Origin of the sequence: Bacillus sp. B1-WWTP-T-0.5-Post-4, assembly GCF_009183795.1 — a bacterium.
GTDB classification, from domain to species: Bacteria; Bacillota; Bacilli; order Bacillales; family Bacillaceae_G; genus Bacillus_A; species Bacillus_A cereus.
Genome location: NZ_WEIJ01000001.1, coordinates 352,907 through 365,525, shown reverse-complemented (window position 1 = coordinate 365,525; position 12,619 = coordinate 352,907). Strand labels below are relative to the sequence as shown.

Sequence of the window (12,619 nt, the reverse complement as noted above, 5' to 3'; positions counted from 1 at the left end):
TTTAGGAGGTTATGAAAAATGGCAGAAGTAAAAGAAAAGCGCCATGAAGAGCTTGGCTTAAGTGATGAGCAAGTATTAGAAATGTTCCGTACGATGTTACTTGCACGTAAAATTGACGAACGTATGTGGTTATTAAACCGTGCTGGTAAAATTCCATTCGTAATTTCTTGTCAAGGACAAGAGGCTGCACAAGTTGGAGCGGCGTTCGCTCTTGATAGAGAGAAAGATTATGCATTACCATACTACCGTGATATGGGTGTTGTACTAGCATTTGGTATGACAGCTAAAGAGCTTATGTTGTCTGCTTTTGCGAAAGCTGGAGATCCAAACTCTGGTGGTCGTCAAATGCCTGGTCACTTCGGTCAAAAGAAAAATCGTATTGTTACAGGTTCATCTCCAGTAACAACACAAGTACCACATGCAGTTGGTATTGCACTAGCTGGAAAAATGGAGAAGAAAGATTTAGTAACGTTCGTTACATTTGGAGAAGGTTCTTCAAACCAAGGTGACTTCCATGAAGGGGCAAACTTTGCTGGTGTACACAAACTACCTGTTATTTTTATGTGTGAAAATAACAAATATGCAATCTCTATTCCAGTTGAAAAACAATTAGCATGTAAAAACGTATCAGATCGTGCGATTGGTTACGGTATGCCTGGATATACAATAGACGGAAACGATCCACTTGCAGTATATAAAGCTGTAAAAGAAGCAGCAGATCGCGGTCGTCGTGGTGAAGGACCAACTTTAATTGAAACAGTATCATATCGTTTAACAGCACATTCTAGTGACGATGATGATCGTGTTTATCGTGATAAAGAAGAAGTAGAAGAAGCAAAGAAAAAAGATTCAATTATAACATTCGCGGCTTATTTAAAAGAAGCTGGTGTATTAACTGAGGAATCGGAAAAACAAATGTTAGATGAAATTATGCATATCGTAAATGAAGCAACAGAATATGCAGAAAATGCTCCGTATGCAGCACCTGAAGATGCATTGAAGCACGTATACGCAGAATAGGGGGGAACGTTTCATGGCTGTAATGTCTTATATTGATGCTATTACATTAGCAATGCGCGAAGAAATGGAACGCGATGAGAAAGTATTCGTTTTAGGAGAAGATGTTGGTAAAAAAGGTGGCGTGTTTAAAGCGACACACGGTTTGTATGATCAATTTGGTGAAGATCGTGCGCTTGATGCACCGCTTGCAGAATCTGCAATTGCTGGAGTAGCAATTGGTGCGGCAATGTATGGGATGCGTCCAATCGCTGAAATGCAGTTTGCTGATTTCATCATGCCAGCAGTAAACCAAATTGTTTCTGAGGCAGCAAAAATTCGTTATCGTTCTAATAATGATTGGACTTGTCCAGTTACAATCCGTGCACCATTTGGCGGGGGTGTTCACGGTGCATTGTATCATTCGCAATCTGTAGAAGCGATGTTTGCAAACCAACCAGGTTTAAAAATCGTTATCCCTTCTACACCATATGATGCAAAAGGTTTATTAAAAGCAGCCATTCGTGATGAAGATCCAGTATTATTCTTCGAACATAAACGTGCATATCGTTTAATTAAAGGTGAAGTGCCGGAGGATGACTACGTATTACCAATCGGAAAAGCAGATGTAAAACGTGAAGGTGATGATATTACAGTTATCACGTACGGATTATGTGTTCATTTTGCTCTTCAAGCGGCTGAAAAGTTAGCACAAGATGGCATCTCTGCACACATTCTTGATTTACGTACTGTATATCCATTAGATAAAGAAGCAATCATTGAAGCAGCTTCTAAAACAGGTAAAGTTCTTCTTGTAACAGAAGACAATAAAGAAGGAAGCATTATGAGTGAAGTGGCAGCAATTATTGCTGAAAACTGTCTATTTGATTTAGATGCGCCAATCGCACGTCTTGCAGGTCCAGACGTTCCAGCAATGCCATATGCACCAACAATGGAAAAATTCTTTATGGTAAATCCAGATAAAGTTGAAAAAGCAATGCGTGAACTTGCGGAATTTTAATCGGGGGGACTATACATGGCTGTAGAAAATATTACAATGCCTCAGCTCGGGGAGAGCGTTACAGAGGGCACAATTAGTAAATGGCTCGTTAATGTTGGCGATCACGTAAACAAGTATGATCCGCTTGCAGAAGTAATGACTGATAAAGTAAATGCTGAAGTACCATCTTCTTTCACGGGTGTTGTGAAAGAGTTAATCGCTGGTGAAGGTGATACGTTAGCTGTAGGTGAAGTAGTTTGTGTGATTCAAGTAGAAGGCGCAGATGAAGTAGCAGCAACAGCTGTTGAGGAAAAAACAAAAGAAGAACCAAAGGCGGAAGTAGCTACGTCTGAAAAAGCACCGAAAGTAAAACAACCAACTGATGGAAAACCACGTTTTTCACCAGCTGTGTTAAAACTTGCGGGTGAGCATAACGTTGATTTAGATCTAGTAGAAGGTACGGGAGCAAACGGCCGTATCACTCGTAAAGATATTTTAAAGCTAGTGGAATCTGGAAATATTCCGCAAGCAGGTGCGGCGAAGAAAGAGGAAGCTGTAGCGGCAGTAGTAGAAGCTCGCCCAGAAGCACCAAAAGCAGCACCAGTAGCGCAAAAAGTAGAAGCTGCGAAACCAGTTTCTGTACCTACAATGCCTGGAGATATCGAAATTCCAGTAACAGGTGTGCGTAAAGCAATCGCAGCAAACATGTTACGTAGTAAACACGAAGCACCACATGCTTGGATGATGATTGAAGTAGATGTGACAAACCTTGTGTCATACCGTAACTCAATTAAAGGTGACTTTAAGAAGCGTGAAGGCTTTAACTTAACGTTCTTTGCTTTCTTCGTAAAAGCAGTAGCACAAGCGTTAAAAGAGTATCCTCAAATTAATTCAATGTGGGCTGGCGATAAAATTGTTCAGAAGAAAGATATTAACCTTTCTATCGCTGTTGCAACAGAGGAAGAACTATTTGTACCAGTAATTAAGCAAGCGGACGAGAAAACAATTAAAGGTATCGCTCGTGAAATTACAGAACTTGCAGGAAAAGTACGTACGAAATCGTTAAAAGCAGACGAAATGCAAGGTGGAACATTTACAATTAATAACACAGGATCATTCGGTTCTGTTCAATCTATGGGTATTATTAATTACCCACAAGCGGCTATTCTACAAGTTGAATCAATTGTAAAACGCCCAGTAATTATGGATAACGGTATGTTCGGTGCTCGTGATATGGTTAACTTATGTTTATCACTTGATCACCGAGTACTTGATGGTTTAATTTGTGGTAAGTTCTTAGGACGTGTTAAAGAAATTTTAGAAAACATGTCAGAAAACAATACATCTGTATATTAATAAAAAGCTCGCTTATGCGAGCTTTTTATTATCTTATTTCTTCATCTACATCCTACTATATGTATAAATACCTTTCCCAGTAATCTTACAATAAACGATTATGTATTAGGAATTTACGAAAATACATTGCTGATATATGGTATATGGATATAAAATAAGAAAAGAATAATTTTTTTGGCAAATCTTACTGATGAAACTGTAGTATAATATATTGTATTGTATGAAAAAGAGAGTTATTCTATATAAGTGTTTTATAGATAATGTGTAATCAGTCGTCAAAACATGAAGAATGTTGACTCCTGGTTTTTTATTTTTGCCGTAACAATGTTTCAGGAGGATGTCATGAAAAGAAGTACCGAGTTTCTAAAAAGTTTAGATGTAAAATTAATTTTAATTTTGTGTGCACTATGTGTGACGAGTATAGCTGCTATATATAGCAGTCAGCAAACGGGACAGTATGGAGCTGCAAACTTTGCTATGAAACAAGGTGTTAACTACATAATTGGGGTTGTATTGTTACTTCTTGTTGCAAGCATCGACTTAGATCAATTGCAAAAATTGTCTTGGCCACTTTATATTGCCGGGTTTGCTTCACTTATTCTTTTGAAAGTATTACCACCATCAGGTTTTACACCTGAAAAATTAGGTGCAAAAAGATGGTTTGTTTTCCCAGTATTTGGACAAATTCAGCCGTCTGAGTTTTTCAAAATTGCATTGCTACTTGTAGTAGCGAGTATAGCAGTAAAACATAATGCACAGTATATGGCAAGGACATTCCAAACAGATTTAAAGCTAGTAGGTAAAATTATGCTAGTGTCACTTCCACCTATGGCGGTTGTATATAGTCAACCTGATACAGGTATGGTGTTCTTATATGCTGCTGCTATTGCATGTATTTTATTTATGTCAGGTATTCAAAAGAAATTGATAGCATTATGTACAGTTATTCCGTTGACCATATTATCTGCTTTAATATTTATTTTCTTTAAGTATCAAGATTTTTTCTATAATAATTTAGTTACTTTACTAAAACCTCACCAACAGTCGCGTATTGTAGGTTGGTTAAATCCATTTGAAAATGCAGATCAAGGTTATCAAACGCAACAATCGATTTTAGCTGTAGGTAGTGGAGGAATGGAAGGTAAAGGGTTTGGGGGAGGAAGCGTCTATATCCCAGAGAAGCATACTGACTTTATTTTCGCTACAATTGCCGAAGAAGGTGGATTTATCGTAGCAGCCTTAGTTGTCTTCTTGTTCCTATTACTACTATATCGAACAATTATTATTGGTTATTCCGCTGATAATTTATTTGGTACATTATTATGCGCTGGATCGATCGGTATATTAACAGTTCAAATATTCCAAAACATCGGTATGATCGTTGGATTAATGCCTGTAAAAGGTATTGCATTACCTTTCTTATCGTATGGGGGAAGTTCCTTATTCTCGAATATGATTATGATGGGGCTCATACTATCGGTACGGAAAACGTATAAAAAATATATGTTTTCAGTTAAGTAAAAAAAGCTGGTTCGTTTTTAAACGAACCAGCTTTTTTACATATATGCTCATAAACGTTGCAAACTAAAACAGGATAGCAGTTTGAGACGGGTAAGGAGTGCAAAGTGATGCATATGCATATTTTTGAAGGAGCACGGCATCTTTCTAATAGTGAATGGGTTATTCGGGCTATTATAGCATACATATTTTTAATATTAGTTGCGAAAGCGATGGGGCAAAGGTCTATCGCACAACTTCGTTTTTTAGATGTTGTATTAGTGTTATTGCTTGGTGGGAATATTTCTAACGCATTGTCTGATGAAAAAGTAGGGTTACTGGGCTCGATGATTACAACGTTCATACTCGTTGTACTTCATATTATAAGCTCAGTTTTAATGCTGAAATGGGATAGATGGAGACGTTTTTTAGAGCCAGCACCTATCATTCTTATACATAATGGTTCCATTGATTTTAGCAATTTGAAAAAGGCGAGAATTACCGTGGAATATTTGTTTTCGGAACTTCGTATGCGAAATGTGAGCGATATTCAAACGATTAAATTAGCATTATGGGAAGCGAACGGTGTCGTTTCTATATTTCGGTATCCAGAATATGAAGCAGTTTCACGGCTTGATCTTAAAGTGGCGGGAAAAAAATCTCCAGTTTCTTTTGTATTAGTAAAGGATGGGAGGATACAGAAAGATGTTCTTGCATTATTAGGAAAAACAGAAGCGTGGGCGAGAAAATTTCTAGAGGAGAGTACAGAAGTCGAATCCATTATGTTAGCTACAGTAGATGAATCACATAAAATAAATATTTTGTTAAAAAAATGAAAAATATACGCATTTTGTCGTTTCGTACATATGATACAATAGTGTGGACAACGAAAAAGGAGGCGATACGGTGGGATATGTAGAAGAATTACGAAAAATAGTTGGTCATCGCCCTTTAATTTTAGTTGGTGCTGTTGTACTCGTTATAAATGAAAATGGATATGTTTTATTGCAGCAGCGGACAGAGCCGTACGGAAAATGGGGGCTACCTGGTGGGCTAATGGAGCTTAGTGAATCACCAGAAGAAACAGCTTATCGTGAAGTATATGAAGAGACAGGAATAAAAGTGAAGAACTTGCAACTAATCAATGTATTTTCTGGAGCAAACTACTTTACAAAATTAGCAAACGGTGATGAATTTCAATCTGTAACAACCGCCTATTATACAGATGAATACGAAGGGGATTTTGTTATGAATAAAGAAGAAGCAGTTCAGCTTAAATTCTTTTCAGTAACAGAACTACCTGACTATATTGTAGGATCGCATAAAAAAATGATTGCTGAATATATGAAGATTATGGAAAAAAAGATATAATCATAGTGAAAGAAATACAAAAACACAGTTCTGGTTGGTAGTCCAGACGCATGATTTCATGTCAGTAACCTTCCCCTCCGGGATGTCCCGTATTTCTAATCTTTTAAAGGAGGGGCTGTCAATGGATTTGACAGTATATCACGATGGCCAATTTTTTGTTGGAATCATTACATGCAAAGAAAAAGGGAAATTGTATGGAGCGAGGTATATTTTTGGGGCGGAACCGTCAGATGAAGAAGTGCTTATGTTTGTGAATAGTTCACTTTTAGAGCATTTTCAGCACTTTGCAAAATGTGGTGTAGAAATTAAAGAAAAACAGCGTCCTAAAAACATAAAGCGTACCATACGACAAGCAGCAAAAGAAATAAATATTAAACGTTTTACTAAGGCGCAAGAGGCGATTAGTTTATCTTATGAATTGCATAAACAAGAAAAGAAAGTGCAGTCTAAAGAGAAGCGAGAAGCTGAAAAAGAAAGAAGACGTTTAATGAAAGTACAAAAAGCAAAGCAAAAACATCGTGGTCATTAAAGAAAAGGTGTTAGAGCAAGAGCTCTAACACCTTTTCTATACTTAAATACAAGTAAACTTACTTGTATTTCATAAACATTAACTGGTAAGATACAAATAGGTAGTTTTAGAGGAGGGAAAAGAGTGATTAATTTTAACTTTTTTATGAATGATGTTGTCCGCCAAGCGCGTGAAGAGATTGTCTCTGCTGGATATACAGAATTGACGACGCCAGAAGCGGTAGAAGAAGCGTTTAAAAGAAATGGAACAACACTTGTAATGGTAAACTCTGTATGTGGTTGTGCAGGTGGTATTGCTCGTCCTGCTGCTGCGCATTCCGTACATTATGATAAACGTCCTAACCACCTTGTAACGGTGTTTGCAGGGCAAGATAAAGAAGCGACAGCAAGAGCGCGTGAATATTTCGAAGGGTACCCACCTTCTTCTCCATCATTTGCTTTATTAAAAGATGGAAAAATTGTAACGATGGTAGAGCGTCATGAAATTGAAGGTCATGAACCGATGCAAGTTATTGCCAAACTACAATCATATTTCGAAGAGAATTGTGAAGAACTATAAAAAATAAGAGAAAAGGCGGCACGTCCACAATCAAGTGGATGTGCCGCCTTTTTTATTTATTATTAAAATTTCTGAGATATGCATAGTTGTGTTATTTTATGCATTTTTTTATACATAAAAAACAGCGTTTATATTGTTTGTTTATTTATTTTTATTTTATATATTGCATAAAAATAAAAGTGCTGATACAATACAAACATCGAATAAATATTCTATTAAACTTTTAAATATACATTATTAGGGGGAAGAAAGATGAAGAAGTTAGTATCAATATCGTTTGCACTTATTTTAATTTTAAGTATGTTCAGCGCTTGTAGTAATGGGGAATCGAAAGAAACAAAAGGAAATAAGAAAGTACTCGTAATGGGAACTTCAGCAGATTATAAACCATATGAATACGTAGAAGCTTCAAAAAGTGATGAAATTATCGGCTTTGATGTTGATGTTGCTAAATATATCGGAAAAGAACTTGGGTATGAAGTGAAAGTGAAAGATATGGATTTTGGTGGTTTATTAGCATCTCTTAGTTCAGGAAAAGTTGATTTCGTAATGGCAGGCATGACGCCAACTGCAGAGCGTAAAAATAATGTTGATTTTACAGATATTTATTTTGTTGCGAAAAACATGGTCGTTTCTAAAAAGGATTCTAACATTCAATCTGTAGAGGGTTTGAAAGGGAAAAAAGTAGGGGTACAAACAGGGTCTATTCAAGAAGAGAAAGCAGCAGAATTTAAAAAACAAGTAGATTTCCAAGTTGAGGGACGTGACCGTATACCAGAAATCGTACAAGAAATTAAAGCTGGTCGTTTTGACGCTGCAATTATAGAAGACACAGTTGCTAAAAATTATTTAGAGAAAATGAAAGATTTACAAGGAATTGAAATTAAAGAAGCACCAGAAGAAGTTGGAGCAGCAATTGCCCTTCCGAAAAACAGTGATAAAACAGCAGAATTTAATAAAGTAATTAAAAAAATGCAAGAAAATGGAGAAATGGATAAATTAGTGAAGAAATGGTTTGGCAGCGGAAAATAAGCTGCCTTTCACTTTTCTGTGAGGGGAATGAAAAGAATGAACTTAGATTTTTCGGCGATTACGCCTTCGATACCATATATACTAAAAGGTTTAGAAGTTACTTTGAAGATTGTAGCAGTATCAGCTTTAGCAGGATTTATTTTAGGAACGCTATTAGCACTTTGTAAAATTGCTAGAATACGAGCATTAAATATAGCAGCAGATTTTTATACATCAATTTTTCGTGGTACACCCCTTGTATTGCAATTAATGATTATTTATTTCGGCGTCCCACAAATAATTGGTTATGAAATACCAGCATTCTTAGCTGCTGTACTTGCATTTAGCTTGAATTCAGGTGCATACATGTCAGAAGTAATTCGTGCTGGTATTCAAGCGGTTGATAAAGGACAAACAGAAGCAGCAATGGCTTTAGGGGTACCATACGGAAAAATGATGAGAAATATTATTTTCCCTCAAGCATTAAAAAATATATTACCAGCGCTTGTGAATGAATTTGCGACACTTACAAAAGAATCGGCTGTAGTAACGGTAATAGGCGCGACTGATTTAATGCGTCGTGCTTACATTGTAGGCGGTGAGACATTTAAATATCTTGAACCATTACTTTTTGTTGGACTGATTTATTATATGTTAGTCATTATTCTTACATTAGTCGGGAAGGCAATTGAAGGGAGAATGAAGAAAAGTGATTAAAATTGAAAACCTTCATAAATCATTTGGTAAAAACGAAGTATTAAAAGGAATTACAACAACGATTGAAAAAGGGGAAGTAGTTGCAATTATAGGACCTTCTGGATCAGGAAAATCAACATTTTTACGTTGTATGAATATGTTAGAAGCATCAACGGATGGTCACATTTGGATTGGAACGGAAGAAGTAACGAATCCGAAAACGAATGTTATGCATGTTCGTGAAAATGTCGGTATGGTATTTCAACATTTTCACTTATTTCCTCATATGACTGTATTAGAAAATATTACGTATGCTCCTATCAATGTAAAAGGGATAACGAAGCAAGAAGCTGAAAAGAAAGCTGAGAAACTTTTAGAAAAGGTTGGATTAGTAGATAAAAAAGATACGTATCCAAATCGTCTTTCGGGAGGACAAAAGCAACGTGTAGCAATTGCAAGAGCGTTAGCAATGGAACCGGAAGTTATGTTATTTGATGAACCGACATCGGCGCTAGATCCAGAGATGGTGAAAGAAGTGTTAGAAGTTATGAAATCGTTAGTTACGACAGGAATGACGATGGCTATCGTTACACATGAAATGGGCTTTGCAAAAGAAGTGGCAGATCGTGTTCTTTTCTTGGACGGAGGAAAGCTTGTAGAAGATAGTGCACCAGAAGAATTTTTTGCAGCGCCGAAAAGTGAACGTGCGCAACAATTTTTACAAAAAATATTGTAATATGAAAAGGTTATGTGAATAATAAGTAGAAAAGGATGACATTGTGTCATCCTTTTTTTATACTAGCTGTAAATACGTTTATACATATAGGAGTAATGATATGTTTAAAATTGGATATCGTACAGTAAAAACAGCAATAGGGACAGGTGCGGCAGTTTTTATTGCTCAGTTATTAGGGTTGGAATTTTATAGTTCAGCAGGTATTTTAGTTATTTTATGTGTACAAAATACGAAGCGCAAATCGCTTCAAGTGTCGTTACATCGTTTTCTAGCTTGTGTATTATCAATGGTATTCGCGTTTTGTATTTTTGAAACGATCGGCTATACACCACTTGCAATTAGCATATTGTTACTTACATTTATTCCGACTGCAGTAATGCTTAAAATTCAAGAAGGTATTGTCACGAGTTCAGTTATTGTTATGCATCTATATTCATTGAAGCAAATTACATGGCTTATAGTTGGAAATGAAATTGCTATATTAACGATAGGGATTAGTGTGGCGTTATTAGTAAATATGTATATGCCGAGTAGTGAAAATAAGCTAAAAGAGTATCAGGGTAAAATAGAGAGTAATTTTAAAACGATTTTGTTTGAAATGGTTGTGTATTTACGAAATCGAGAAAGTAGTTGGAGTGGAGCAGAACTCATTGAAACCGAGAATATGTTAAATGAAGCAAGAGATTTATCGTTTAAAAAACTTGAGAATGCATTTATGCGAGAAGATGATTATTACTACCGTTATTTTAATATGCGTATGCAACAATTCGAAATTTTAGAGCGAATGATACCACTAGCAGCTTCTTTATCATGGACATATGAACAAGCTGATATGATTGCAGATGTTGTTGAAAACATTGGTAATGCTATTAGCCCTGAGAGTACTGGCGTTATTTCCTTAAGGCAGCTTCAAGAAATGAGGGAATTATTTAGAGACATGCCATTGCCAGCTACACGCGAAGAATTTGAGATACGTGCGAAACTTGTTCAACTTGTGTATGAAATGGAACAATATTTACTCATTAAAAGTCGCTTTAAGGGAAAGGATAATATAAAAGAACTTATATAGAAGGTAGGAATTATCTATGCCGTATCTTCTCTCTATCATATTATGTCTTTCTTTATCGCCGATTTGGCCTCTTGGGGATAATCCACGTGCCGGAGATCCTTTTATTATTGTAAATAAAGCAACGAATAAATTAGCTTACATTGACGATGGAAAGATTCAAAAGGTTTTTCCAGTAGCGACAGGGAAAACGAATGAATTAACTCCAGAAGGAACTTTTGATGTTGTAATGAAAGCGAAGGATCCGTATTATATTGCGAAGGATATTCCAGGTGGGTCGCCAAAAAATCCACTTGGGTCAAGGTGGATTGGATTTAATGCAAGAGGAACTGATGGAAGTAAATATGGAATACATGGAACAAACCAACCGAGTTCAATTGGAAAGTATATTTCACAAGGGTGTATAAGAATGAAGAAAAACGATGTGGAATATTTGTTTGATCGCATTCCAATTGGAACGAAAGTATGGATTGTGAAATCGAAAAAATCATTTCAGCAATTGGCAAAAGAAAAAGGAGCCGTTGCATATGAAAAAGCCAACGAAAAGGTTGGCTTTTTCTATTATAATAAGTTGTCTTGACATGTGTACATAACCGTGCGTTAATGAGAATATAGAAAGATAAAATTAGATAAAGGGGTTGCTCATATGTACTTGAATCCAAAACTTTCGTATATGCAGTTTTTTATGGGATTTCTATTTGTTATTACATTCATATTGGCAACTTTTAATATATGTTCTTATCTTGTAGCGATTGTATGTATGGCATTACTTAATCTAACTTTTGTTATTGGAGCATTTCAGCAGAAACAATATACAAGTTTTGTAATAGCACTTGTAATGTCATTTTCCTTTAGTATTGTAGCGATTGTGTTTTATATAAAATAAACCATCTCGATGTCGAGATGGTTTATTTTGTCATGTGTAAAAAGTAAAAAAAGGACGAACACATCGCCCTTTTTACCAAAACATACTCGCGCCAGCAAGTAATGTTGTTACAAGCATAGAAATCAGCATCACATAAACCATAACTTTTTGAGCTTTTTTATGCATCGTTATACCTCCTTGCAAATCAGTACAATTTCATTGTAACGAGAAATGAAATTATGGACAAGGGGAGAGTGAGGACAAAATTCGGGAGGGGATTGCAAAATATAACAGGAAATTTGAGTGTGTATAGAGAATATAGTAAAAGGGTATATTGTTAATTTTTAGTTGGGCAAGCTGAAGAATGGAGATACGATGATGAAAATATACGAAACAGATCGTTTATACTTAAGGGAAATTGATGAGTCGTATGCTGAAACAGTTCTTCAATATTACGACAGAAATCGTGAATTTTTAAAAGCTTGGGAAGAGTATAGACCGGATGATTTTTTTACGCTAGATTATCAAAAGAAAAAGTTGCAAAAGGATAGAAAAGAGTTCGAAGAAGGGAAAATCATCAGACTATGGATTTTTAAAAAGGGTGATGATACGAAAATAATTGGGTGTATTTCATTTAATTTAATCGTTCGTGGCATTTATCAATCTTGTGTACTCAGTTATAAATTAGATAAAGCAGAGTTAAACAAAGGGTATACGACAGAAGCGCTTAGAAAAGCAATTCAAGTTGCTTTTGGGGAATTTCAGTTACATCGTATAGAAGCTCCGATTATGCCTCGTAATTTAGCATCTATACAAGTAGTAACGAAGATAGGTTTTCAATATGAAGGCGTGTCTAGGAAGATGTTAATGGTAAATGGCGTGTGGGAAGATCATATGCGCTGGGTATTGTTAAATGAGTAATAGAAAGCAGATGGTTA

Annotated in this window: 16 protein-coding genes; 15 read left to right on the top strand and 1 reads right to left on the bottom strand. The window is 35.9% G+C overall.

What is annotated here, in order from left to right; genetic code table 11:
- Positions 1-18: 18 nt before the first annotated feature.
- The 14 genes from bfmBAA (at position 19) to GBN91_RS01910 (ending at position 11,702) form a co-directional block, all read left to right on the top strand.
- Positions 19-1,020 carry a 3-methyl-2-oxobutanoate dehydrogenase subunit alpha gene (gene bfmBAA / locus GBN91_RS01975; protein WP_000852551.1) on the top strand — a complete coding sequence of 334 codons (1,002 nt, stop codon included), beginning with the start codon at positions 19-21 and terminating at the stop codon, positions 1,018-1,020.
- Between the two features lie 13 nt (positions 1,021-1,033).
- On the top strand, positions 1,034-2,017 hold the full coding sequence (gene bfmBAB / locus GBN91_RS01970; protein ID WP_000290071.1) for a 3-methyl-2-oxobutanoate dehydrogenase subunit beta: 984 nt from the start codon (positions 1,034-1,036) through the stop codon (positions 2,015-2,017).
- Positions 2,018-2,032: 15 nt separating this feature from the next.
- Positions 2,033-3,352, top strand: coding sequence for a dihydrolipoamide acetyltransferase family protein (locus GBN91_RS01965; protein ID WP_152121224.1), 1,320 nt, complete (start codon positions 2,033-2,035; stop codon positions 3,350-3,352).
- Positions 3,353-3,694: 342 nt separating this feature from the next.
- Positions 3,695-4,873, top strand: coding sequence for an FtsW/RodA/SpoVE family cell cycle protein (locus GBN91_RS01960; RefSeq protein ID WP_000831181.1), 1,179 nt, complete (start codon positions 3,695-3,697; stop codon positions 4,871-4,873).
- Between the two features lie 107 nt (positions 4,874-4,980).
- The gene (locus GBN91_RS01955) at positions 4,981-5,685 is read left to right on the top strand and encodes a DUF421 domain-containing protein (RefSeq protein WP_000550961.1); all 705 of its coding nucleotides are present in this window, start codon (positions 4,981-4,983) and stop codon (positions 5,683-5,685) included.
- Positions 5,686-5,755: 70 nt separating this feature from the next.
- Entirely contained in the window at positions 5,756-6,220 is a 465-nt protein-coding gene (locus tag GBN91_RS01950) for an NUDIX hydrolase (RefSeq protein WP_000542549.1), read from the top strand.
- Positions 6,221-6,341: 121 nt separating this feature from the next.
- The gene (locus tag GBN91_RS01945) at positions 6,342-6,749 is read left to right on the top strand and encodes a YjdF family protein (RefSeq protein WP_000366588.1); all 408 of its coding nucleotides are present in this window, start codon (positions 6,342-6,344) and stop codon (positions 6,747-6,749) included.
- 144 nt (positions 6,750-6,893) lie between these two features.
- Positions 6,894-7,307, top strand: coding sequence for a BrxA/BrxB family bacilliredoxin (locus tag GBN91_RS01940; protein WP_001979317.1), 414 nt, complete (start codon positions 6,894-6,896; stop codon positions 7,305-7,307).
- Between the two features lie 252 nt (positions 7,308-7,559).
- Positions 7,560-8,339, top strand: a complete 780-nt coding sequence (locus GBN91_RS01935) for a transporter substrate-binding domain-containing protein (protein WP_000737663.1) — start codon at positions 7,560-7,562, stop codon at positions 8,337-8,339.
- A 36-nt stretch (positions 8,340-8,375) separates the two neighbouring features.
- On the top strand, positions 8,376-9,035 hold the full coding sequence (locus GBN91_RS01930; RefSeq protein ID WP_001046916.1) for an amino acid ABC transporter permease: 660 nt from the start codon (positions 8,376-8,378) through the stop codon (positions 9,033-9,035).
- Positions 9,028-9,750, top strand: a complete 723-nt coding sequence (locus GBN91_RS01925; protein WP_000590211.1) for an amino acid ABC transporter ATP-binding protein — start codon at positions 9,028-9,030, stop codon at positions 9,748-9,750. Before GBN91_RS01930 ends, GBN91_RS01925 begins: the two co-directional genes overlap by 8 nt.
- Before the next feature lie 100 nt (positions 9,751-9,850).
- Positions 9,851-10,819, top strand: a complete 969-nt coding sequence (locus tag GBN91_RS01920) for an aromatic acid exporter family protein (protein WP_098138121.1) — start codon at positions 9,851-9,853, stop codon at positions 10,817-10,819.
- A gap of 16 nt (positions 10,820-10,835) precedes the next feature.
- Entirely contained in the window at positions 10,836-11,396 is a 561-nt protein-coding gene (locus GBN91_RS01915; RefSeq protein WP_001146566.1) for a L,D-transpeptidase, read from the top strand.
- Between the two features lie 66 nt (positions 11,397-11,462).
- Positions 11,463-11,702, top strand: a complete 240-nt coding sequence (locus tag GBN91_RS01910) for a DUF3894 domain-containing protein (RefSeq protein WP_000281167.1) — start codon at positions 11,463-11,465, stop codon at positions 11,700-11,702.
- A gap of 72 nt (positions 11,703-11,774) precedes the next feature.
- Here GBN91_RS01910 and prli42 read toward each other — a convergent pair whose 3' ends face one another.
- Positions 11,775-11,867 (bottom strand): stressosome-associated protein Prli42, encoded by a 93-nt coding sequence (gene prli42 / locus GBN91_RS01905; protein WP_000549040.1) that lies wholly within the window; start codon positions 11,865-11,867, stop codon positions 11,775-11,777.
- 189 nt (positions 11,868-12,056) lie between these two features.
- Between prli42 and GBN91_RS01900 the strand changes: the two genes are divergently transcribed.
- Positions 12,057-12,602 (top strand): GNAT family N-acetyltransferase, encoded by a 546-nt coding sequence (locus GBN91_RS01900; protein WP_001987197.1) that lies wholly within the window; start codon positions 12,057-12,059, stop codon positions 12,600-12,602.
- Positions 12,603-12,619: the final 17 nt, after the last annotated feature.